We start from the raw sequence: 20,553 nt of genomic DNA, 5'->3' as shown, positions 1-20,553 counted from the left end.
GTTCGATAAGACTATGAGTGGCGCCAATTTCATCCTGCTGATAAATGTGTCGGTTGCCGGCCTGCTGGCGGCATCCTTCATGGCGGTCGCGTTGCACGAGGGCGGCCGTGCGTCGCCGCGCTGGCTGGCGTTCGGCTATCTCCTGGGCATGGTGTATTTCGCCATCGAATTCAGCATTCCCGCCTTCGACAATGCGCGACCGGTGGTCGTTGCCGCCTTCGCGGTGTTTCTTGGCGCCACCATCGCCTTCAATGGCGGGCTGGCGCACAAATACGGCGTGGCACCGCCATGGACGCCGATGCTGTTCTTCCTCGTCGCCACCTCTGTCGCGGTGTATTTCGTCCAGAACCTGCCGCGCCAGTCGCTGGTCCGCATGATGGCCTACCAGCTTCCCTATGCGGTCATGCAGTTCATTGGTCTCGCCATCGTCTGGTCGTCGAGGCAAAGGCCCGCCCGTCTCGACCGCATCCTGATGGCGGTGCTTGCGGCCAGCGGGGTGCAGTTTGCCTCAAAGCCGTTCATCGCGCATGCGCTCGGCGGCTGGGGCGCCAACCCGCAGGTCTATCTGCAAAGCAGCTACGCGCTGGTGTCGCAGTCGCTCGGCACCGTCTTTGGCCTGGCGCTGGCGCTGCTGATGCTGGCCATCCTGGTTCGCGACCTGCTCGCCGAGGTGACGTCGAAGTCGGAGACGGACACGCTCTCGCGGCTGCTCAACCGCGGCGGCTTCACCCACCGCGCGGAGCTGGCGGTGCTTGGCGCGGTGCGGCAAGGCGTGCCGGTCGCGCTGGTCATCGCCGACCTCGATCACTTCAAGAGCGTCAACGACAGTTTCGGCCATGCATCCGGCGACCGCGTGATCGAGACCTTTGCCGGTTTCCTGCGCGAGGCCGCCGCCGGCCACCATGTCTCCGGCCGCATTGGCGGCGAAGAGTTCGCCATCATCCTGCCGGGAACCAACCTTGCCGCCGCCCGGCTGTTCGCCGAGGGCACACGCAGTGCTTTCAGCGCGCTGCCCATCGACGGCCTGCCGGCGGACAATCGCTGTACGGCGAGCTTCGGCGTCGCCGAACTTCATCCGAGCGAAGCTTTTGCCGATCTGATGCGGCGCGCCGACCAGGCACTCTATCAGGCGAAGAATGCCGGGCGCGATTGCGTGCGTGTTTCCGCCGGGCCGGACGGCAACTGGTCGTCAGCCGGGATCGAAGCTGAAGCGCGCCGCGTTTGAACGGTGCGCGACGACATGCATTAGCGGCAAGGGCTGAGCTCGGGCATCTCGCCGTCGGAGAGCCCGTACATATAGCTGCGGCCCTTCACGAACACCGGCGGCCGGTAGCAATCGCTGTAACCGGTGATTTCGTCGGCTTCATTCTCGTAGATCACCTTGGGTTGGCCGGCGCTGGTGTAGTCGGACATTTGTTTGGCCAATCTGCCTTCGCCGACCAGGATGCGCTTGTAGCCGGCGGCGCTGTCGATGACGAGATTGCCGAACGAATCGGCGTAGACGCGATCCCGGTGACGTGGGCCGGCGAGCACTGGCGCTGCCAGGCCAACGACGGAAGCCGCCACGATGAGCGCCGCAAGGCGCATTCTTCCCGAGTTCGAACGCATGGCGTCCTCCTTGTTTAGAGGAAAGCCTCCTCGAATCAGAAATTAACCTTTTCTTAACCTTTGTTAAGAGGTTGGCGCGCTTCGCGGCGATGTCTCGGTAAACATGGTTAATATCCGACTGGGTGGAAAACCCGGTGGCCATCTTTCGGCCATGCTTGACCGCACCATCGCGGCCGGCGTCCAGGTCGGCGTCGGATGACCTTGATCTTGGCAATGCATCGTGGCCAGTTTGCCGCGCGGGAGGGACAGCATATGGCGTTACGCCGGACGTTTCGGGTGATGCTTGCCCTGTCGCCGCTTCTGGTCGCCATGGCCTGTGTGCCAAATCCTCCGAAAGCCGCCGTCACCGATGTGTCCGCGCCGCAGCCGCGCACCGCGACCTACACTTGCGCCGACGGCGTCAGGATGACCATCGAGAATCTCGGCACCTCGGTGCGTGTTGTCGGTCCCGACGGCGCCAGCGAGGATATGCTGGCCTCGCCGGCCAACCAGAACAGCCGTTACGAGCAGGCGCATGACGCGATTGTGATCGATGGCCGCGAAGCGCTGGTCATGAAGGCAGGGTCGACGCCGGTGACCTGTAAGCGCTAAGCCGAAACAGCAGAGGCCATGCACATGGTGCACTGCAGCGATATCGAGCCGACTTCGAGCCGTCGGCCCCCTAATCGATTGAAGCCCGAGCCCCGCCTTTAGTCAGATTAAATTACGTTTTCGAAACGGTTTTCTGGCTTTGACGCGGTGCAAAAAGAGCATTAGAAACCGGCTGTCCGAAGTCGCAACCGGAAGCGGCAATGCCGCATTTCCACCTGAGGCTCCAGGGACGCCGAACTGGGGGAGCCATGAGCAAATCACCAGCCACCCGCGAATTTGCCAGACGTGAACGGCCACTTTCGCCGCACCTGACCGTGTACCGGCCGCCGATCACCATGACGATGTCGATCATCCATCGCATCACCGGTGGCGCGCTCTACTTCGGCACGCTGCTGGTCGCCATATGGCTGATGGCGACGGCAAGCTCGCAGGCGACGTTCGACTGGGTGAACTGGGCCCTCGGCACCTGGCTCGGCCGGCTCATCCTGTTCGGCTACACCTGGGCGCTGATGCACCACATGCTGGGTGGCGTGCGCCATCTGGTATGGGACACCGGTGCCGGCCTCGAGAAGCACACGGCCTCGAAGATCGCCTGGGCGACGCTGGCCGGCTCGATCCTGCTTACGCTGCTGATCTGGATTGCCGGCTATATGGCGCGGGGAGCCTGATCATGAGCACTGGAAAGACCGATATGCGCACGCCGCTGGCGAAAGTCCGCGGCCTGGGTTCGGCCCGCGAGGGCACAGGACATTTCTGGCGCCAGCGCCTCACCGCCATCGCCAACATCCCGCTGACGCTGTTCTTCGTCGGGTTCCTGATCGCGCTCAACGGCGCCAGCCACGCCGAGGTGCGGGCAGCGCTCGCCAATCCGTTCGTGGCGCTGGTGCTCGCCCTGGTGCTCATCTCCGGGCTCATCCATATGCGGCTCGGCATGCAGGTGATCATCGAGGATTATGTGCATGGCGAAGGCATGAAGCTGGCGCTGATCGCGCTCAATACATTTTTCACCATAGCGGTCGGCGTCGCCTCGATCTTCGCCCTGCTCAAGCTGACATTCGGAGGCTGAGTTGGCCAAGGACGCAAAAGGGGCCAACACCGGTTCCGCTTATACCTATGTCGACCACAAATTCGACGTCGTGGTCGTCGGCGCCGGCGGTGCCGGCCTGCGCGCCACGCTCGGCATGGCCGAACAGGGCCTGCGCACCGCCTGCATCACCAAGGTGTTTCCGACCCGTTCGCACACGGTGGCGGCGCAAGGCGGCATTGCCGCGTCGCTGTCCAACATGGGCCCCGATTCCTGGCAGTGGCACATGTACGACACCGTCAAGGGCTCGGACTGGCTGGGCGATGTCGACGCCATGGAATATCTGGTGCGCGAAGCGCCGGCGGCGGTCTACGAGCTCGAACATTATGGCGTGCCGTTCTCGCGCACCGAAGAGGGCAAGATCTACCAGCGGCCGTTCGGCGGCCACATGATGAATTACGGCGAAGGCCCGCCGGTGCAGCGCACCTGTGCGGCGGCCGACCGCACCGGCCACGCCATCCTGCACACGCTCTACGGCCAGTCGCTGAAGAACAATGCGCAGTTCTTCATCGAGTATTTCGCGCTCGACCTGATCATGGAACCGGACGGCACCTGCACCGGCGTCGTCGCCTGGAACCTCGATGACGGCACCATCCATCGTTTCTCGGCCAAGATGGTGGTGCTGGCGACCGGCGGCTACGGCCGCGCCTACTTCTCGGCGACGTCGGCGCACACCTGTACCGGCGACGGCGGCGGCATGGCGGCACGCGCCGGCTTCCCGCTGCAGGACATGGAGTTCGTGCAGTTCCACCCAACCGGCATCTATGGCGCCGGCTGCCTGATCACCGAAGGCGCGCGCGGCGAGGGCGGCTATCTCGTCAACTCCGAGGGCGAGCGCTTCATGGAGCGCTACGCGCCGTCGGCCAAGGACCTTGCCTCGCGCGACGTCGTCTCGCGCTGCATGACGCTGGAGATCCGCGAAGGCCGTGGCGTCGGCAAGAAGAAGGACCACATCTTCCTGCACCTCGACCATCTCGATCCGGCCGTGCTGCACGAGAGGCTGCCCGGCATTTCGGAATCGGCGAAAATCTTTGCCGGCGTCGACCTGACCAAGGAGCCGATCCCGGTGTTGCCGACGGTGCACTACAATATGGGCGGCGTGCCGACCAATTACTGGGGCGAGGTGCTCAATCCGACGCCGAGGAGCCCGGACAAGGTGTCGCCCGGCCTGATGGCGGTCGGCGAGGCGGGCTGCGCCTCGGTGCACGGCGCCAACCGGCTGGGTTCGAACTCGTTGATCGACCTGGTGGTGTTCGGGCGCGCGGCGGCGATCCGGGCCGGCCAGGTCATCGACCGCAAGTCGGCGATCCCCGCGCCCAATGAAGCCTCGGTCGAGAAGATCATGGATCGCTTCGATCGGCTGCGCCACGCCAATGGCTCGACGCCGACGGCGGTGTTGCGCGAGAAGATGCAGAAGGCGATGCAGGAAGACGCGGCGGTGTTCCGCACGCAGGAATCGCTGGAGAATGGCTGCAAGCGCATTTCGGAAATCTGGACCGAACTGAAGGACATCAAGGTGTTCGACCGCTCGATGATCTGGAACTCCGACCTGGTCGAAACGCTGGAGCTGGAAAACCTGATGGCCAACGCCATCACCACGGTCTATGGCGCCGAGGCGCGCAAGGAGAGCCGCGGCGCGCATGCGCGGGAGGACTTTTCGGCCCGCGACGACAAGGTCTGGCGCAAGCACACGCTGGCCCGGCTCAGCGAAGACGGCAAGGTGACGCTGTCCTATCGGCCGGTGCACACCGAGCCGCTGCTGGCGGAAAAGGACGGCGGCATCAGCCTCGCCAAGATCGCGCCCAAGGCCAGGGTGTACTGACGATGGCGCCGGCGGCAGTGGGATATTCCGGTACGCCCCTTCCGGCCAAGCTCGGCCTGAAGGACGGGATGACCGCCGCCTTTATCGCGCTGCCCCACGACCTAGACGATCTCACAGATGCCGTGCGTTTCTCTTCGGTCGACCGGCTGGCCGAATGGTCTGACATTTCGGGAGCGATCCTGAAATACGATGCCGTTCATGCCTTCACCCGGCAGCGTGCCGAGATCGAGGATCGCCTCGGCGATGTCGAGGCGGCGATCAAGCGCGACGGCATGGTCTGGGTGTCCTGGCCGAAGAAGGCATCGAAGGTGGCCACCGACGTCACCGAGGGCGTTGTTCGCGCCGAGGCGCTGAAGCGCGACCTGGTCGATGTGAAAGTCGCTGCCGTCAATGAAATCTGGTCCGGGCTGAAGCTCGTCATCCGAAAGGACCGCAGGTAATGGTCGAACTGACGCTCCCCAAGAACTCGCAGATCAAGCAGGGCAAGACCTGGCCGAAGCCGGAAGGCGCCACCAATTTGCGCGAGTATCGCATTTACCGCTGGTCGCCGGACGATGACGAGAATCCGCGCATCGACACCTATTTCGTCGACATGGACGATTGCGGACCGATGGTGCTCGACGCGCTGCTCTGGATCAAGAACAAGATCGACCCGACGCTGACCTTGCGCCGCTCCTGCCGCGAGGGCATTTGCGGCTCCTGCGCCATGAACATCGACGGCTCCAACACGCTGGCCTGCACCAAGGGCTGCGACGACATTTCCGGCGCCGTCAAGGTCTACCCGCTGCCGCATATGCAAGTGGTCAAGGATCTGGTGCCCGACCTCACCAATTTCTATGCCCAGCACGCCTCGATCCAGCCCTGGCTGAAGACGGTGTCGCCGGAGCCGGCCAAGGAATGGCTGCAGAGCCACGAGGACCGCGAAAAGCTGGATGGCCTCTACGAGTGCATATTGTGCGCCTGCTGCTCGACCTCGTGTCCGAGCTACTGGTGGAACGGCGACCGCTATCTCGGTCCGGCAACCCTGCTGCAGGCCTATCGCTGGCTGATCGATTCCCGCGACGAGGCCAAGGGCGAGCGGCTCGACAATCTCGAAGACCCGTTCCGGCTCTATCGCTGCCACACCATCATGAACTGCGCGCAGACCTGCCCCAAGGGCCTCAACCCGGCCAAGGCGATCGCCGAGATCAAGAAGATGATGGTGGAGAGAAGGGTGTAATTTCGATGGGGGGGCTCGCCTCATCCGTTGCGATCCTTCGCGCCCCCCTCTGTCCTGCCGGACATCTCCCCCACTTGGGGGGAGATTGGCTATCATCGCCGTTTTCGCCAATCGCTTGCGATGCAGGAAGCGTCCTTCAACGCCTAAGGAGAGCGCTGGGTGCCGAAGCTGCCAATCTCCCCCCAAGTGGGGGAGATGTCCGGCAGGACAGAGGGGGGCGCTGTCCCGCCGACGTCAAGAGTTCTGCTCTGTCGCGCAGCTCGGATGTCTGTCAAAATCATGCTGCCCAAGAATCGATAGAAAATAGTCAATCAAATGAGCGACGACCTTCCCATTCTCTCCCCCATCGAAGCCCGCGTGCTCGGCTGCCTGATCGAGAAGAAGGAGCTGACGCCGGACGTCTATCCGCTGACGCTCAATGGCGCGCATGCCGCGGCCAACCAGAAGACGGCGCGCGAGCCGGTGATGTCGGTCGAGCTTGTCGAGGTCAGGCGGGCGCTGAGCCAGCTGGAGCAGAAGGGCCTGGTCCGGCAGGTCTTCGCGTCGCGCGTCGAGCGCTACGAGCATCTGGTGGCGCAGCGTTTCTCGCTCACTTCGGCGCAGATCGCGCTGATCGGCCTGATGCTGTTGCGCGGCGCGCAGACGGCGCATGAATTGCTGGTGCGGGCCGAGCGCATGGCGCGGTTTTCGTCGATCGACGTGCTGCGCACCGATCTCGACCTGCTGATCGGCCGCCGGCCGCCGCTGGTGATGCTGATCGAGCGCGGTCCCGGCCAGCGCGAGGAGCGCTTCATGCATCTTTTGAGCGGGACACCGCAGATCGCGGCCATCGCCATGCACCAGGCCCCGCTGGCCGCCTCAGCGGCCTCCGGCCTCGAAGAGCGCGTCAGCGCCCTCGAGGATGAGGTTGCGAGGCTGCGCGCCCGAATCGAGGCGCTGACCGGCGAAGGAAGCTAACGACCATTCGACCCGGGCTCGTTTCAGACGATCATTGCGGAAGTTGGCGCCGCCCCTCATCGCCCTGCCGGCGTCCTTTTTGCAACGCTGATGATTGGCGAAACCGTGGATGAGAGCGCCCCTCTCCCCGTCATAATACGGGGAGAGGATGCCGGCAGGCAGGTGAGGGGCAGCGCAAACGCCTGCAGGTTCTGCGATGTTGTTCACCCAAGCCTGGCGTCGAGTGATACCTTGATGGCGCCGAGTGCCTTCGAGACCGGGCATTCAGCCTTGGCCTTTTCGGCCAGCTCCTTGAATTTCGCCGCGTCGATGCCCGGAACCTTGCCGACCACCGTGATGGCGCTGCCGGTGATGCCGGTGCCGGGAACCAGCGTCACCACCGCCTTGGCGTCGAGCTCGGTGGCGGGTGTGCCGTTCTCGGCCAGGAAGTGCGAGAACTGCATGGCGTAACAGCCGGCGTGGGCCGCGGCGATCAACTCTTCCGGATTGGTGCCGGATTTGCCGCTCTCATCCTCGAAGCGCGCCTTGAACGAATAGGGGGTGCCCTTCAGGGTGCCGCTCTGCGTGTCGAGCGTGCCTTTGCCCTCTTTGAGATTGCCTTTCCAGACGGCGTTTGCGGTGCGGTCCATGAATTCCTCCTTGAGTGTTTCGATTGCGCCGGCCCGGCGCCAGCGTTGCTCTCAACTATAGCGCGGGCACGCCGGAAGGCCACCGCGCTGTTTCGGCGCGGGTGCAATGCCGGCGGCGCAATGAAATTTTTCTGAAAAAATGTGCGTGCAAAAATGTCGACTTCCATCTGCCCCGGCCGTCCTGCGGGCGGCCACGGATTTCGTGGCGGATGGAGGTTCACATGAACGATCTGTTTTCTGCTCACTGGACAAGCACCGGCCGCAAGGCTGGTGAACAAGAAATCGACTGGTTGCAGCAGCCCGCGTCCGGCTTCGGCCGGCTGCTTGCGGCGGTCGCCATCATCGGGGTCGGGGTGTGCTTTCTCGATCACGCGGCGGGCAAAGGCCCGGCTGACAGCTTGATCGCCTCATCCTATGATTCGTCACGATAAGGGAGATGGACATGCAATATGTTTGCCTGGTCTTCGGTGAGGAAAAAGATCTCCATGCCATGACGACAGAGCGTCTGGCCAAGCTCGACGCCGATTCGCTGGCCTATGACCGGTCATTGGACCAACGTGGGATGCTGATTATCGCGCAGGCGCTGCAACCGGTGAAAACCTCGAAAACCGTTCGCAGGCGCAAGGGCAAGAGGCTGATCACCGACGGCCCGTTCGCCGAGACCAAGGAGCAGTTGCTCGGTTTCGTCATGATCGAGGCGAAAGATCTCGACGAGGCGCTGGAAATCGCCGGCGAGATCCCTCTGGCTGAAATCGGCACCATCGAGGTGCGCGCGATCTACACCGTGCCGGGATCATAGATCCTGCCATGCGTTGCGGTCATTTGGAAACCTGGGGCGTTCGGTCGAGCGAACGTCCGATTTCCGGCGCAACTATTGCGTGTTGAAGCAACGCAAGAGTTCTCCTATCGTCGCCGGGGATTTTGGGGGATTCGACATGCCTTTCCTGATTGCTATCCTTGGCGTGTTGGGCGCGGCGGCGTTCTGGTGGTACCGGATGAAGGCGATGAACGAGGCGGCGCGTGACGTTGCCGATGTCATCGGCCGGGTCCAGGGCTCCGTGCGCCGCAAGAAGCTGCGCAAGCAGGCGGCCCTGTCGCCATTGACGGCGATCGACGATCCGGTGGTGGCGGCGGCGACGCTGATCACCGCCATCGTCTCCGAGGACGGGCCTGTGCTGCCGCAGCGCGAGGCTGTCATTCGCGCGGTGATTTCCGAGATCGCCGACAAGAAGAAGACCGACGAAGCGGTGATCTACGCCAAATGGGCAGCATCACAGATCGACGACACCACGATCGTCATCGACAAGCTGGCGCCGTTCCTGCGCGAACGGCTCGACGTGGCCGAGCGAAACGATCTGCTGCAGATGGTCAACCGCGCCGCACAAGGCGGCGAGAAACGCCTCGAAATATCCGACCAGCGCATATTGCGGCTGCGGCAGAAGCTGGGTTTCGAGGTCAACTAGGTTGCGCTGATGTTCAGGTCGGGCCGGCCTGGCCTGAATCTCAACACACCTGGCATGTCCGTGAGACGGCTCAGATCGCCTCGCCTTTCAACAATCTTGGCGTGCCGGCGGAAAGCCCGGACGCCTGGCGGATAAAAAACTCCTTCAGCCGCGGCATGCGTTCGACCAAGCCGAGCCCGATGTCACGGACGGTGCGCAGCGGGCCGATGTCGTTGGAAAACAGCCGGTTCAGGACGTCTGTCGTGACGCCCATCTGCACGGTGTCGAAGCGCCGCCACTGCTGGTAGCGTTCGAGCACGTCAAGCGCGCCGATGTCCTGGCCGAGGCGGTCGGCCTCGACGATCACTTCGGCCAAAGCGGCGACATCCTTGAAGCCGAGATTGAGGCCCTGGCCGGCGATCGGGTGGATGCCGTGGGCGGCGTCGCCGGCGAGCGCGATGCGCGGCGCGACGAAGGCGCGCGCGATGGTCAGGCCGAGCGGCCAGGCGCGCGGCTTGTCGGCGACGCGGATTTCGCCAAGCTTCAGGCTGAAACGCTGTTCGAGTTCGTGCTCGAAGACGAGATCGTCACCGGCAACCAACTTCTCGGCATCCTGCGTGCGCTCGACCCAGACGATCGACGAGCGGTTGGTGCCGTCCTCGCCGGGCTTGAGCGGCAGCGTGGCAAACGGGCCGGCCGGCAGGAAATGTTCTTCCGCACGGCCATTGTGCGGGCGTTCATGCGCCACCGTGCAGACGATGCCGGACTGGCCATATTCCCACTTCACCGTCTTGATGCCGGCCATGTCGCGCAGCTTCGAGTTGACGCCGTCGGCGGCGACCAGCAGCCGGGTCTTCAGCGTCGCGCCGTCGGCAAGATGCACGGTGATGCCGGCGCCGTTGGTCTCAAAACCCTGCACGGCGACGCCCTCGATGATGTCGATGCCGAGTTTCTCGGCGCTGGCCCGCAAGGCGCCGTTCAGCGCCCGGTTGGCCACCATATGCGCAAAGGGCTCGCCCGGCGCGATCTCGCCGTCGAAGGTCAGGAAGACCGGGCGCACCGGATCGGAGGTACGCGAATCGGTGATGATCATCTCGGTGATCGCCTGGGCCTGCGGCGCGATCTCGGCCCACACGCCGAGCTGGTCGAGCATGCGGCAGGCGGCGGCGGCAATGGCCGATGCGCGCCCATCCCTTTGCCAGGCGCCGGCGGGCGCGGCATCGACAAGGGCGACGGCAAGGCCCGGACGCGCCTGCTTCAGCGAGACGGCCGCGGCAAGGCCGACATAGCCGGCGCCGGCGACCAGAACGTCGAGCCCAAACCTTGTTTTCGCGCTTGGCCTGGTTTTCGCGTCGGTCTTGCGTTCCATCTTCTTCGCTCCTTGCACGCCGACCGGGTCTTGCGCCCTTGACTGCCTGTCCGTCCTGTCGGAAACCGCCATAACACTTCTGCGGCAAGGGCGCGAAAATATGACGGCTGCCATGGACGAGCTTCTCGGCATTCTCGACCTCGAGAAGCTGGAACACAATCTGTATCGTGGTCGCAGCCCCTTGCTCGACTGGCAGCGCGTCTTCGGCGGCCAGACTATCGCCCAGGCGCTGGTGGCGGCACAGCGAACCGTCGACCCCGATCGCCACGTGCATTCGCTGCACGGCTATTTCATGCGGCCCGGCGACACCAAGGTGCCGATCGTCTACGAGGTCGACCGGATCCGCGATGGCGGCTCCTTCACCACACGCCGCGTGGTGGCGATCCAGCACGGCCAGGCGATCTTTTCGCTGGAAGCCTCGTTCCAGCAGGATGAGGTCGGCCTCGAACACCAGGTGCCGATGCCGCAGGACGTCCCGGGGCCAGACACCTTGCTGTCGCAGCGCGAGTTGCTGGGCAAGTTCGGCGAGGCGGTGCCCGAAGGCATCAAGCGCTACTGGGAGCGCGACCGGCCGATCGAGATGAAGCCGGTGATGCTGAAGCACTACACCAGCCGCGAAAAGCTGGAGCCGAAGCAGAACATCTGGATCCGCACGACCGGTCCGGTGCCGGCGGACCGCGCCATGCAGGCGGCGGTGCTCGCCTATCTTTCCGACATGACGCTGCTCGACACGTCGACCTTCGCGCATGGCCGGGCCATTTTCGATCGCGATATCCAGGCGGCGAGCCTCGATCACGCCATGTGGTTCCATCGCAGCCATCCGCTCGACGACTGGATGCTCTACACGCAAGACAGCCCGTCGACACAAGGGTCGCGCGGCTTTACGCGCGGCTCGCTGTTTGCCCGCGACGGCACGCTGATCGCCTCGGTTGCGCAGGAAGGGCTGATCCGGCTCAAGCGATCGCCTGCAGAGTAGGCATTTTTAAAAAATTGCCTAATTTTTAAGCAGGCATGTTGCCGGCGTTGCGTGCACGTCGCCGCGTTAGTCGCTTCAATTCCTTTGTTTACAACAGGTTAACACCCTGCTTCGGCAATTGGCACGGAGCTTGAATCCTCGTGGGCACTCTCCGGCTCTTTGGGATCGGTGAAGTCGTGCAAACGCGGGGGACCGCAACAGCAAAGGGTGAACCTTATGAAAATCGTGATGGCAATCATCAAGCCGTTCAAGCTCGACGAGGTACGCGAAGCGCTTACCGCCGTCGGCATCCAGGGCCTGACCGTCACCGAAGTCAAAGGCTACGGGCGTCAGAAGGGGCATACGGAAATCTATCGCGGTGCGGAATACGCGGTCAGTTTCCTGCCGAAGATCAAGATCGAAGTCGCGGTCAGTGCCGACATGGTCGACAAGGCCGTCGAAGCCATCACCGCGGCCGCCAAGACCGGCCAGATCGGCGACGGCAAGATCTTCGTTTTCGGCATCGATCAGGCGGTGCGCATCCGCACCGGCGAAACAGACACCGACGCGCTCTGAGCGGCGAACACGTATTCCAATGGAGAGTTCAATGAATATACCTTCCACCTTGAAGACGACGGGACGCGCCGCCCTTTTGGGGTCGCTCGCTCTCGCAGCATTGGGCACGGTCGCCGCCTTCGCGCAGGAAGCGGCTCCCGCCGCGGCCGCGGCTGCACCGGCTGCCGCCCCCACCCCGGTGCTCGACACCGGCAACACCGCCTGGATGCTGACCTCGACGGCGCTCGTGCTGATGATGACCATTCCGGGCCTGGCGCTGTTTTACGGCGGCATGGTGCGCAAGAAGAACGTGCTCGCCACCATCATGCAAAGCTTTGCCATCACCTGTCTGGTAACGGTGCTGTGGTTCATGTTCGGCTATTCGCTGGCCTTCTCCGACGGCGGCGGCATGAATGCCTATCTCGGCGGCACCTCGAAATTCTTCCATCACGGCATCACCACTGCCTCGCTGTGGCTGCCGGGCGTCGCGAACATTCCTGAATTCGTCTTCTCGATGTTCCAGATGACCTTCGCCATCATCACCCCGGCGCTGATTGCCGGCGCCTTCGCCGAACGCTTCAAATTCTCGGCGCTGCTGATCTTCATGGCGCTGTGGCTGCTTGTCGTCTACGTGCCGATCGCGCATTGGGTCTGGGGTGGCGGCTTCCTCGGCACGGCTGGCGTGCTCGACTTCGCCGGCGGCACGGTCGTCCACATCAACGCCGGTGTCGCCGGTCTGGTCTGCGCGCTGGTTCTCGGCAAGCGCGAAGGCTACGGCACCGCCAACATGGCGCCGCACAACCTGGTCTATTCGGTGATCGGCGCTTCGCTGCTGTGGGTCGGCTGGTTCGGCTTCAACGCCGGTTCGGAACTGGCTGCCGACGGTCTTGCCGGCGCTGCCATGCTCAACACCCAGGTCGCCACCGCAGCGGCGGCGCTGGCCTGGATGTTCGCCGAATGGATCGTCGCCAAGAAGCCCTCCGTGCTCGGCATCATCTCGGGTGCCGTCGCCGGCCTGGTGGCGGTGACGCCGGCTTCCGGCTTCGTCAACCCGACCGGCGCCTTCATCGTCGGCATCGTTGCCGGCGTCGTCTGCTATCTCTCGGCGGTCAAGGTCAAGCACATGTTCGGCTATGACGACTCGCTCGATGCGTTCGGCGTGCACGGCGTCGGCGGCGTCATCGGCGCCCTGCTCACCGGCGTGCTGGCCGATCCGGCGATCAACAGCCTGTCGTCGGGTGCTTCGCTCGGCAAGCAGATCTACGGCGTCGCCGTCACCATCGTGTGGACGGCCGTCGCCACCTTCGTGATCCTCTACATCGTCAAGGCGCTGGTCGGCCTGCGTCCGACGACCCAGGAAGAGGTCGAAGGCCTCGACATCTCCCAGCATGGCGAAGTGGTGCCGTAAGGCCAGCTTAGCCAACGGGGCCGGCGGAACCCTCCTCCCGCCGGCCCCTAATCTGCTTACGCAATTCCGAACGGAAAACCGCTGCGCACTTTTCCTGGAATTGTTTTGAAAAGATCCCGTCGTGACGCTCCCGAAAGGAGCTCACGCATTGAGGCCCGGATTGTATCCGGGCCTCTTTTTTTTGGTAAAATTTTCCGACAATACCCATGGTTCGCGCAATCACGTTCTCGTGATGGGCCTTTGGGAAGAAACATCGGCCGCATCGGTTCCGAACTGTGGGGAACGACCGCCATTCCGGCGCTCGTTGCGAACAACAGGGAGGAACCATCTCATGAACTTCAAGAACATCTGCCTCGGAGCGCTCGCGCTTGCCATGGTCAGCGGCACGGCATTTGCCGGCGCTCTGGATGAACCGGACAACATGGCGCCGTTCTTCACCGATGCCAGCATGAAAACCATGAAGCCCAAGGCCGAATTCAAGGCCGCCTGGGATGCGATGGCGAAGGACAAGCAGGGCGCCATGATGAAGGAATGCCAGGACGCGGCCATGAGCAAGCCGCACGCCGAGTTCTGTGCGAACCTGCAGGCGCTTGGCGGCGCCAACTGACAGACGTCTTGATCGGGCCGAGGTCCGATCTATTTCGCGAAACGAACAATGGCGTGCCTTGTGCCCGCCATTGTCCCGTTTGGCCAGGCTGGTGCTCGTCGAAAGGGCTTCCGCAGGATCTCGCGATAACCCGTTCCGGCGGCAGCTTTATCCGCCGGCTCCGTCGTCCATCATGGTGTTTGTCAGCGCCTCGTTGGCCCTGCTGCATGTCTGGGAATGCGGGCAATTCCTGACAATCATCACAGGCGCGACCGTCAGGACAGCCGCGATCAGAATCTGCAGGCCGAGCCCCAGCACTCCAAATCCCTTGCCGAAAAGACCCCTGTACAGAAAATACAGGCCTTGCATCAGACAGGCTGTGGCGAGGATGTGCAGGAGCGGGCCGGTCGCTCTGGCAAAGGGCGTCACGTAGCCATCCGGGAAGCCCACCATGCCGAGTTCGACAAACCAGTGCAGGGCAAGCAGGAGACTGATCCCTGCCCAGCCCAGAACCGCTACGCGAAGGACGACGGATTGCATGCCTCTATCCACGGTTGGTGGCCCTGCGGCAAAGTCACGGCACCGCTCTTGGGTCGCTTTCCTCGGGCGGCAGGCGGCTCAACCGGCGGTAACGAGGTTTGATCACCTCAACCTCTTATAGTTAATGCGCCCTTAACCTTCCCGCCGATAGTCTGAGACCCGAATCTGCCGGAGTGCGCCACGCACCCGCACCAAGCAATGACAGACGGGGAAGAGCATGCGTTCAGGGGCTTCAGCACCGCTCGCGCTGCCCAATACGGGGCACGGCATCCAGGCGTTCGCGCGGCGTCAGGTCGGGCGGCTGGTCGGTGCCGGACTGTTCGTGCTGGCCGCCTTCGGGGTCGCCAGCCTTGCCACCTGGAACGTCGCTGATCCGAGCTTCTCGCACGCCACGAACAACACCGTCACCAACGCCATGGGCTATGCCGGTGCGGTGTTCTCCGATCTGGCCATGCAGTTCTTCGGCCTCGCCGCCGTTGCCGCCCTGGTTCCAACTGTCATCTGGGGTTTTCTGCTGTTTTCCGCGCGCGGCGTCGACAGGCTGCCCAGGCGCGGGTTGTCCTGGTTCGGCTTCGGCCTGCTGGCCGCGGCCATGGCCGGCTGCGTGGTGCCGCCCAAGACGTGGCCGCTGCCCACCGGCCTCGGCGGCGTGTTCGGCGACATGGTGCTGAAAATCCCTGGCGTTGTCATCGGCGGCTATCCGACCGGGCTGTTCGCCAGCATCATCGCCATATTGCTGGCCGCACCGGCGCTGTGGCTCTTTGCCCACGGTTCGGCGCTGATCGGACGCAAGAATGGCTTCGCCGTGATGGAGGACGAGCCTGCCGCCGATCCGCGTGACGACGACCTTTTGTTCGACAATGACGAGGATGAAGGCGACGAAGGCATTCTGGCGCTTGGCGCCATTACCCATTGGTGGCTGTCGCTGCGCGCCTGGATGCACCGCCGCGCCGTGCGCCGCAGGCAGGAGCGGGAGGAGTACGAGCCGGAGATGGAGCCGCGCGCCAGTGCCTGGCGGCGGGCCGCCGAACGGGTCGAATCGGCCGAATTCGCCGAATCGCGGATGAGCCTGGATGGCCGCGCCCGCGTCGAACCGGAATTCTTCGCCGCCATGGTCAATGACCGCAGCGTTTCGGTCGATCCGGCTGATGACGATGTCTTCGACGATCGCTTCGACAATGGCGGCGAAGATGCCGATTTCGACGATGAGCCTGTCGTGCAACGCCGGTCGGCGCCGACGGCCAGGGTCCAGCAGTTCCGCTCCGATGCCGCCACGCGCGTCGAGGCGCCGGCGCCGCGTCCGGCTCCGGGTGCCCGCGTCCAGCGCGAGGCACAGACATCGCTGATCGGCTCGGAAAAATTCGAAATGCCGTCGCTGCATTTCCTGTCCGAACCGAAAAACGTGGTGCGCGACGCCAGCCTGTCCAAGGACGCGCTGGAACAGAATGCCCGCCTGCTCGAGGGCGTGCTGGAGGATTTCGGCGTCAAGGGCGAGATCATCGCCGTCCGCCCCGGTCCCGTCGTCACGCTCTATGAGCTCGAGCCGGCGCCCGGCATCAAATCGTCGCGCGTCATCGGCCTGTCCGACGACATCGCCCGTTCGATGAGCGCCATCGCCTGCCGCGTCGCCGTGGTGCCCGGCCGCAACGCCATCGGCATCGAGCTGCCGAACGCCAAGCGCGAAACCGTCTATCTCCGGGAGATCCTGGCCAGCCGTGACTTCGAAACGACGAAAGCCAAGCTGGCGCTGGCGCTGGGCAAGACCATCAATGGCGAGGCGGTCATCGTCGACATCGCCAAGATGCCGCACGTGCTGGTCGCCGGCACCACCGGCTCGGGCAAGTCGGTCGCCATCAATACCATGATCCTGTCGCTGCTCTACCGGCTGACCCCGCAGGATTGCCGGCTGATCATGATCGATCCGAAAATGCTGGAACTGTCGGTCTATGACGGCATCCCGCATCTGCTCACGCCGGTGGTCACCGATCCGAAGAAGGCGGTGGTGGCGCTGAAATGGACCGTGCGCGAGATGGAGGACCGCTACCGCAAGATGTCGAAGGTCGGCGTGCGCAACATCGACGGGTTCAACGCCCGTGTGCAGCAAGCCGACAAGAAGGGCGAAAAGATCTCGCGCACCGTGCAGACCGGCTTCGACCGCCAGACGGGCGAGGCGATCTACGAGACCGAGAATCTCGATCTCGAGCCGATGCCCTATATCGTCGTCATCATCGACGAGATGGCCGACCTGATGATGGTCGCCGGCAAGGACATCGAAGGTGCCGTGCAACGCCTGGCGCAGATGGCGCGTGCCGCCGGCATCCATGTCATCATGGCGACACAGCGCCCGTCGGTCGACGTCATCACCGGCACCATCAAGGCCAATTTCCCGACCCGCATCTCCTTCCAGGTGACGTCGAAGATCGACAGCCGCACCATTCTGGGCGAGCAGGGCGCCGAGCAGCTGCTCGGCATGGGCGACATGCTCTACATGGCCGGCGGTGGCCGTATCCAGCGCGTGCACGGCCCGTTCGTCGCCGATGAAGAGGTCGAGAAGATCGTCGCGCACCTGAAGCTGCAGGGCGTGCCGGAATATCTCGACGCCATCACCGAGGACGACGGCGAGGACGACGACGAGCCGTCGGGCAAGGGCGGTTCCGGCGGTGGTGGCGGCAACAGCAATTTCGAGGATTCCGACGATCCCTACGATCAGGCGGTTTCCGTGGTGCTGCGCGACGGCAAGGCTTCCACCAGCTACATCCAGCGCCGGCTGGGCATCGGCTACAACCGCGCCGCCTCGATCATCGAGAAGATGGAGAAGGAAGGGATCGTCGGCCCGGCCAACCACGCCGGCAAGCGCGAGATCCTGGTGCCGACCGAAGAGGACAAGTTCTGACCGGAGACCCTTGTGACAGCTCCTGTCTGGCAACCTTGAGCCGTTCAAGGCGTTGAAGCGACTGAGGGTGCGGCCTGACCCGCCAAACTTCAGCCCAACTGGGGGTCCAAGCACTAGAGCAACTCAGAAATCAGATGAGAGTGACCGACATGAAAAACGATCCTTCAGCGCTCAGCAGTTTTGCTCCCACCCGGCGCCAGTTGCTCGGGCTTGGCCTCGCTTTTGCAGGGGCGACAGCCTTCAACGTGATGCCCGGCTTCCAGTTGCTGGCTTCGGCGCAAGCGGGCGTGCCGCCGGCCGCACAGAAGATCGCCGATCATTTTTCCTCGGTCAAATCGATGAGCGGCGAATTCGTGCAGTTCGGCCCCAAGGGCGAGCAGACCGGCGGCAAGTTCTTCCTCGAACGGCCGGGCAAGATCCGCTTCAACTATGACGGCGCGTCAAATTTCCGGGTGATTTCAGACGGCAAGTCGGTGGCCATCCTGAACAAGAGGCTGAACACGTCCGATCTCTATCCGCTGTCGAAGACGCCGCTGAAGTTGCTGCTCGACGACAGGATCGATCTCTCCGGCGACCGCGTCAAAAGCGTCAAGCAGGAAGATGACCTCACCACCATCCAGCTCGCCGACAAAGCGGTGTTCGGCAATTCGAAGATCACGATGATGTTCGATCCCAAATCCTACGAGCTGCGTCAGTGGACGATCACCGACGCACAGGGCAAGGACACGACGGTGATGATCTTCAACGTCAAGGAAGGCGTCAGCTTCGCCGCCGACACCTTCGCCATCGACTACACCGCGAATCGCGAACTCAACACCAAGACGCGCTAAAGCGCGTCGCGTTTGAATGGATTCAGGCGACGCGCTTTAGGTCTTTGGTTTTCATGCATGTCGTTGCCCCAAACCGGGGCCACTTTTGGGCGACATGCATTAGGGCATTGCTTCGATAGCTGAGGAAAGCACTGGGTCGCGCCTCGCCGGGCGTGGCCCGGCTTGTCTTTGCGGCTTGCGGCTGGCAATTTCCCGGACTGACTCCGTCAAAAGGCGTCTGCCCCGTCAGGGCCCGTCGGTTCTGGCTGGCCATACGCTGTCCTGGATTGCCAAATGCCCTTTTCCATCGCCACCTGGAACATCAATTCCGTTCGCCTGCGCATGCCGATCGTCGAACGCCTGCTTGTCGAGCATGCGCCTGACGTGCTCTGCCTGCAGGAGACGAAAGTTCCGGACGAGCTGTTTCCCGAAAAGGCGTTCCGCAAGCTCGGCTACGAGCACATCGCCTTCCACGGCCAGAAGGGCTACCACGGCGTCGCGACGGTGGCGCGGCGGCCGATCGAGGTGGTCGAGAAGCGCCGCTTCTGCGAAATCGAGGACAGCCGGCACCTGTCGGTGACGGTACGGGCCGGCGGCAAGGCGATCCTGCTGCACAATTTCTACGTTCCGGCGGGCGGCGACGAACCGGATCCTGTCATCAACAGGAAGTTCAAGCACAAGCTCGATTTCGTCGCCGAGATGAATGCCATCCGTGCCGAGCATGACGAGGTGTCGGGCTCTGTCCTGGTCGGCGACCTCAACATCGCCCCGCTCGAACACGACGTCTGGTCACACAAACAGCTGCTCAACGTCGTCAGCCACACGCCGGTCGAGACGGAAAATTTCGAGGCGATGCGGCTCGCCGGCAACTGGGTCGACCTGATGCGGCTCAATATTCCGCACGAGCAGAAGCTTTACACCTGGTGGAGCTATCGCGCGCAGGACTGGCAAGCCTCGGACCGTGGCCGGCGGCTCGATCATGTCTGGTCGTCGCCAAACCTGGTGCCGGACTTTGCCGGCTACGAGATCCTGCGCCTGGCGCGCGGCTGGGAGCGCCCGTCGGACCATGTGCCGGTCATCGCGCGCTTCGATCTCGATTGAGGTGTATTGAGATTCAGGTGATGCCGGCCTGCAAATGGCGACTTCCTGCGCTGCCGGTGCTCACGTACCAAAAAGCACGCTCCGCTCCGGTTCTCGGAAGCGGCCTAGTTTGGTCGCTTCGCGCCCGTCTTCGACTCCGGCTCGGCCTGACCTGAATCTCAAAACACCTTAGAGCGCGTCGCAGCCAGACGGGTTCAAACGACGGGCTTCAGGTCTTTGGCTTTGTGGGTGTCGTTGTCCAAAGACTGCTGCGTGGACTGGCGTGCTGTCTTGTCCGTGTGCCCCAGCAGATAGGGATGGTCGCGGCGGCGCGCGGCCAACATCCTGCGAGCCGCTTCGATGATTTTCGGCGCCGGGACATTGGCGACCAGCCCAGTTGGACTTGCATGGCGTGCCTCAATCATGTCGACGCTGTTCGAAAGCGGCCGCCAACGGCTCATGTTGGCACCGCCGCTGACGATAACCATCGGCGTCATCACCGTAGCCATCAGATGTGCCGTACCGCCTTCGGCGCCAATGTAAAGATCGGCAAACTCTCCGAGCGCCAGCAGAATATCGCTGACGGCGACATCCTCCACCGTGCCGGAATCGATAGACTGCAACTTCGGCACACGCCGAACCAGTTCAGCGACGTCGGGGCCGTCGCCGGGCGTCTTCACATAGATAAGGTTTGCTCCGTCGGCGATCATGCTGTCGGACATTGCGACAACCTGATCCGTTGTCATTCGTTTGTCGCCGTCACCATGCGCCGCGATAACGATCAATGGGCCATGCTTGCCGTCCGCCAGCCGCCTGGCCACCGCGCGCGCGGCCGGGGTCGGCTCCAGCCGATGGTCAAAAGGGAGCCGTCTCAGCGCAAGACGCTCGACAAGGCGGTGGTAGCGCCAGGCATTGTGCTCGGGGCGAGCTTCGGGTTTTTGGCCGGGGGGCGAGGAGAGCGCGAAAGCCGGAAAGTTCGCTTCATAGGCAATCTCGCGTCCGAGCA

23 protein-coding genes are annotated in these 20,553 nt (G+C 63.5%); 18 read left to right on the top strand and 5 right to left on the bottom strand.

Features of this window, described 5'->3' with window-relative positions:
- The first annotated feature begins 13 nt into the window (after positions 1 to 13).
- On the top strand, positions 14 to 1,225 hold the full coding sequence (locus ACFFNA_RS21255) for a GGDEF domain-containing protein (protein ID WP_378921333.1): 1,212 nt from the start codon (positions 14 to 16) through the stop codon (positions 1,223 to 1,225).
- Positions 1,226 to 1,245: 20 nt separating this feature from the next.
- Here ACFFNA_RS21255 and ACFFNA_RS21250 read toward each other — a convergent pair whose 3' ends face one another.
- Positions 1,246 to 1,608: a hypothetical protein gene (locus tag ACFFNA_RS21250; RefSeq protein ID WP_378921331.1), complete on the bottom strand. Its 363-nt coding sequence runs from the start codon at positions 1,606 to 1,608 to the stop codon at positions 1,246 to 1,248.
- Positions 1,609 to 1,860: 252 nt separating this feature from the next.
- Here ACFFNA_RS21250 and ACFFNA_RS21245 point away from each other — a divergent pair, with 252 nt between their 5' ends.
- The 7 genes from ACFFNA_RS21245 to ACFFNA_RS21215 all read left to right on the top strand — a co-directional run bounded on the left by ACFFNA_RS21245 (position 1,861) and on the right by ACFFNA_RS21215 (position 7,281).
- Positions 1,861 to 2,199: a hypothetical protein gene (locus ACFFNA_RS21245; RefSeq protein WP_378921329.1), complete on the top strand. Its 339-nt coding sequence runs from the start codon at positions 1,861 to 1,863 to the stop codon at positions 2,197 to 2,199.
- Positions 2,200 to 2,447: 248 nt separating this feature from the next.
- Positions 2,448 to 2,867 (top strand): succinate dehydrogenase, cytochrome b556 subunit, encoded by a 420-nt coding sequence (gene sdhC, locus ACFFNA_RS21240; protein WP_378921327.1) that lies wholly within the window; start codon positions 2,448 to 2,450, stop codon positions 2,865 to 2,867.
- Between the two features lie 2 nt (positions 2,868 to 2,869).
- Complete coding sequence (sdhD, locus tag ACFFNA_RS21235; RefSeq protein WP_111548529.1) at positions 2,870 to 3,265, top strand: succinate dehydrogenase, hydrophobic membrane anchor protein; 396 nt, start codon at positions 2,870 to 2,872, stop codon at positions 3,263 to 3,265.
- 1 nt (position 3,266) lies between these two features.
- Positions 3,267 to 5,105 carry a succinate dehydrogenase flavoprotein subunit gene (sdhA, locus tag ACFFNA_RS21230; protein ID WP_111548528.1) on the top strand — a complete coding sequence of 613 codons (1,839 nt, stop codon included), beginning with the start codon at positions 3,267 to 3,269 and terminating at the stop codon, positions 5,103 to 5,105.
- Positions 5,106 to 5,107: 2 nt separating this feature from the next.
- Positions 5,108 to 5,545 carry a DUF3052 domain-containing protein gene (locus ACFFNA_RS21225; protein WP_378921324.1) on the top strand — a complete coding sequence of 146 codons (438 nt, stop codon included), beginning with the start codon at positions 5,108 to 5,110 and terminating at the stop codon, positions 5,543 to 5,545.
- The gene (locus ACFFNA_RS21220) at positions 5,545 to 6,324 is read left to right on the top strand and encodes a succinate dehydrogenase iron-sulfur subunit (RefSeq protein ID WP_111548527.1); all 780 of its coding nucleotides are present in this window, start codon (positions 5,545 to 5,547) and stop codon (positions 6,322 to 6,324) included. Before ACFFNA_RS21225 ends, ACFFNA_RS21220 begins: the two co-directional genes overlap by 1 nt.
- 315 nt (positions 6,325 to 6,639) lie before the next feature.
- On the top strand, positions 6,640 to 7,281 hold the full coding sequence (locus ACFFNA_RS21215; protein WP_378921322.1) for a YceH family protein: 642 nt from the start codon (positions 6,640 to 6,642) through the stop codon (positions 7,279 to 7,281).
- A gap of 203 nt (positions 7,282 to 7,484) precedes the next feature.
- Here ACFFNA_RS21215 and ACFFNA_RS21210 read toward each other — a convergent pair whose 3' ends face one another.
- A complete protein-coding gene (locus tag ACFFNA_RS21210; protein WP_111548524.1) occupies positions 7,485 to 7,910 on the bottom strand; it encodes an OsmC family protein in 426 nt (141 codons plus the stop codon).
- 221 nt (positions 7,911 to 8,131) lie between these two features.
- On the opposite strand from ACFFNA_RS21210, the gene ACFFNA_RS21205 reads away from it, so the two are divergent.
- From ACFFNA_RS21205 to ACFFNA_RS21195, 3 genes are all read left to right on the top strand, one after another.
- Entirely contained in the window at positions 8,132 to 8,341 is a 210-nt protein-coding gene (locus ACFFNA_RS21205; protein WP_378921320.1) for a hypothetical protein, read from the top strand.
- A gap of 11 nt (positions 8,342 to 8,352) precedes the next feature.
- Entirely contained in the window at positions 8,353 to 8,709 is a 357-nt protein-coding gene (locus tag ACFFNA_RS21200) for a YciI family protein (RefSeq protein ID WP_378921318.1), read from the top strand.
- Between the two features lie 136 nt (positions 8,710 to 8,845).
- Positions 8,846 to 9,373 carry a hypothetical protein gene (locus ACFFNA_RS21195; protein ID WP_111548522.1) on the top strand — a complete coding sequence of 176 codons (528 nt, stop codon included), beginning with the start codon at positions 8,846 to 8,848 and terminating at the stop codon, positions 9,371 to 9,373.
- 70 nt (positions 9,374 to 9,443) lie between these two features.
- Here the strand turns inward: ACFFNA_RS21195 and ACFFNA_RS21190 are convergent, their stop codons facing one another.
- Complete coding sequence (locus ACFFNA_RS21190) at positions 9,444 to 10,721, bottom strand: ubiquinone biosynthesis hydroxylase (RefSeq protein WP_378921316.1); 1,278 nt, start codon at positions 10,719 to 10,721, stop codon at positions 9,444 to 9,446.
- Between the two features lie 100 nt (positions 10,722 to 10,821).
- Between ACFFNA_RS21190 and tesB the strand changes: the two genes are divergently transcribed.
- The 4 genes from tesB to ACFFNA_RS21170 all read left to right on the top strand — a co-directional run bounded on the left by tesB (position 10,822) and on the right by ACFFNA_RS21170 (position 14,246).
- A complete protein-coding gene (gene tesB, locus ACFFNA_RS21185; RefSeq protein ID WP_378921314.1) occupies positions 10,822 to 11,697 on the top strand; it encodes an acyl-CoA thioesterase II in 876 nt (291 codons plus the stop codon).
- Positions 11,698 to 11,913: 216 nt separating this feature from the next.
- Positions 11,914 to 12,252, top strand: a complete 339-nt coding sequence (locus ACFFNA_RS21180; RefSeq protein ID WP_013528889.1) for a P-II family nitrogen regulator — start codon at positions 11,914 to 11,916, stop codon at positions 12,250 to 12,252.
- 31 nt (positions 12,253 to 12,283) lie between these two features.
- On the top strand, positions 12,284 to 13,639 hold the full coding sequence (locus ACFFNA_RS21175; RefSeq protein ID WP_378921310.1) for an ammonium transporter: 1,356 nt from the start codon (positions 12,284 to 12,286) through the stop codon (positions 13,637 to 13,639).
- Between the two features lie 331 nt (positions 13,640 to 13,970).
- Positions 13,971 to 14,246, top strand: coding sequence for a hypothetical protein (locus ACFFNA_RS21170; RefSeq protein ID WP_111548519.1), 276 nt, complete (start codon positions 13,971 to 13,973; stop codon positions 14,244 to 14,246).
- A gap of 147 nt (positions 14,247 to 14,393) precedes the next feature.
- On the opposite strand, the gene ACFFNA_RS21165 is transcribed toward ACFFNA_RS21170, so the two are convergent.
- Complete coding sequence (locus ACFFNA_RS21165) at positions 14,394 to 14,765, bottom strand: hypothetical protein (protein WP_378921308.1); 372 nt, start codon at positions 14,763 to 14,765, stop codon at positions 14,394 to 14,396.
- 217 nt (positions 14,766 to 14,982) lie between these two features.
- Here ACFFNA_RS21165 and ACFFNA_RS21160 point away from each other — a divergent pair, with 217 nt between their 5' ends.
- From ACFFNA_RS21160 to ACFFNA_RS21150, 3 genes are all read left to right on the top strand, one after another.
- A complete protein-coding gene (locus ACFFNA_RS21160; protein WP_378921306.1) occupies positions 14,983 to 17,658 on the top strand; it encodes a DNA translocase FtsK in 2,676 nt (891 codons plus the stop codon).
- Positions 17,659 to 17,807: 149 nt separating this feature from the next.
- Complete coding sequence (locus ACFFNA_RS21155) at positions 17,808 to 18,488, top strand: outer membrane lipoprotein carrier protein LolA (protein WP_378921304.1); 681 nt, start codon at positions 17,808 to 17,810, stop codon at positions 18,486 to 18,488.
- A 273-nt stretch (positions 18,489 to 18,761) separates the two neighbouring features.
- Positions 18,762 to 19,568, top strand: a complete 807-nt coding sequence (locus tag ACFFNA_RS21150) for an exodeoxyribonuclease III (RefSeq protein ID WP_111548515.1) — start codon at positions 18,762 to 18,764, stop codon at positions 19,566 to 19,568.
- 194 nt (positions 19,569 to 19,762) lie between these two features.
- Here the strand turns inward: ACFFNA_RS21150 and ACFFNA_RS21145 are convergent, their stop codons facing one another.
- Positions 19,763 to 20,332: a glycosyltransferase family protein gene (locus ACFFNA_RS21145; protein WP_378921302.1), complete on the bottom strand. Its 570-nt coding sequence runs from the start codon at positions 20,330 to 20,332 to the stop codon at positions 19,763 to 19,765.
- Positions 20,333 to 20,553 lie beyond the last annotated feature (221 nt).

Origin of the sequence: Mesorhizobium kowhaii (genome assembly GCF_042431665.1) — a bacterium.
GTDB lineage: Bacteria > Pseudomonadota > Alphaproteobacteria > Rhizobiales > Rhizobiaceae > Mesorhizobium > Mesorhizobium kowhaii.
This window is presented reverse-complemented; position numbering and strand designations above follow the sequence as displayed.

Bases quoted from the DNA above. Each gene is read 5' to 3' on its own strand.
- ACFFNA_RS21255 (WP_378921333.1), top strand. From the start codon at position 14: ATGAGTGGCGCCAATTTCATCCTGCTGATAAATGTGTCGGTTGCCGGC.
- ACFFNA_RS21250 (WP_378921331.1), bottom strand. From the start codon at position 1,608: ATGCGTTCGAACTCGGGAAGAATGCGCCTTGCGGCGCTCATCGTGGCG.
- ACFFNA_RS21245 (WP_378921329.1), top strand. From the start codon at position 1,861: ATGGCGTTACGCCGGACGTTTCGGGTGATGCTTGCCCTGTCGCCGCTT.
- sdhC (WP_378921327.1), top strand. From the start codon at position 2,448: ATGAGCAAATCACCAGCCACCCGCGAATTTGCCAGACGTGAACGGCCA.
- sdhD (WP_111548529.1), top strand. From the start codon at position 2,870: ATGAGCACTGGAAAGACCGATATGCGCACGCCGCTGGCGAAAGTCCGC.
- ACFFNA_RS21225 (WP_378921324.1), top strand. From the start codon at position 5,108: ATGGCGCCGGCGGCAGTGGGATATTCCGGTACGCCCCTTCCGGCCAAG.
- ACFFNA_RS21220 (WP_111548527.1), top strand. From the start codon at position 5,545: ATGGTCGAACTGACGCTCCCCAAGAACTCGCAGATCAAGCAGGGCAAG.
- ACFFNA_RS21215 (WP_378921322.1), top strand. From the start codon at position 6,640: ATGAGCGACGACCTTCCCATTCTCTCCCCCATCGAAGCCCGCGTGCTC.
- ACFFNA_RS21210 (WP_111548524.1), bottom strand. From the start codon at position 7,910: ATGGACCGCACCGCAAACGCCGTCTGGAAAGGCAATCTCAAAGAGGGC.
- ACFFNA_RS21205 (WP_378921320.1), top strand. From the start codon at position 8,132: ATGAACGATCTGTTTTCTGCTCACTGGACAAGCACCGGCCGCAAGGCT.
- ACFFNA_RS21200 (WP_378921318.1), top strand. From the start codon at position 8,353: ATGCAATATGTTTGCCTGGTCTTCGGTGAGGAAAAAGATCTCCATGCC.
- ACFFNA_RS21195 (WP_111548522.1), top strand. From the start codon at position 8,846: ATGCCTTTCCTGATTGCTATCCTTGGCGTGTTGGGCGCGGCGGCGTTC.
- ACFFNA_RS21190 (WP_378921316.1), bottom strand. From the start codon at position 10,721: ATGGAACGCAAGACCGACGCGAAAACCAGGCCAAGCGCGAAAACAAGG.
- tesB (WP_378921314.1), top strand. From the start codon at position 10,822: ATGACGGCTGCCATGGACGAGCTTCTCGGCATTCTCGACCTCGAGAAG.
- ACFFNA_RS21180 (WP_013528889.1), top strand. From the start codon at position 11,914: ATGAAAATCGTGATGGCAATCATCAAGCCGTTCAAGCTCGACGAGGTA.
- ACFFNA_RS21175 (WP_378921310.1), top strand. From the start codon at position 12,284: ATGAATATACCTTCCACCTTGAAGACGACGGGACGCGCCGCCCTTTTG.
- ACFFNA_RS21170 (WP_111548519.1), top strand. From the start codon at position 13,971: ATGAACTTCAAGAACATCTGCCTCGGAGCGCTCGCGCTTGCCATGGTC.
- ACFFNA_RS21165 (WP_378921308.1), bottom strand. From the start codon at position 14,765: ATGCAATCCGTCGTCCTTCGCGTAGCGGTTCTGGGCTGGGCAGGGATC.
- ACFFNA_RS21160 (WP_378921306.1), top strand. From the start codon at position 14,983: ATGCGTTCAGGGGCTTCAGCACCGCTCGCGCTGCCCAATACGGGGCAC.
- ACFFNA_RS21155 (WP_378921304.1), top strand. From the start codon at position 17,808: ATGAAAAACGATCCTTCAGCGCTCAGCAGTTTTGCTCCCACCCGGCGC.
- ACFFNA_RS21150 (WP_111548515.1), top strand. From the start codon at position 18,762: ATGCCCTTTTCCATCGCCACCTGGAACATCAATTCCGTTCGCCTGCGC.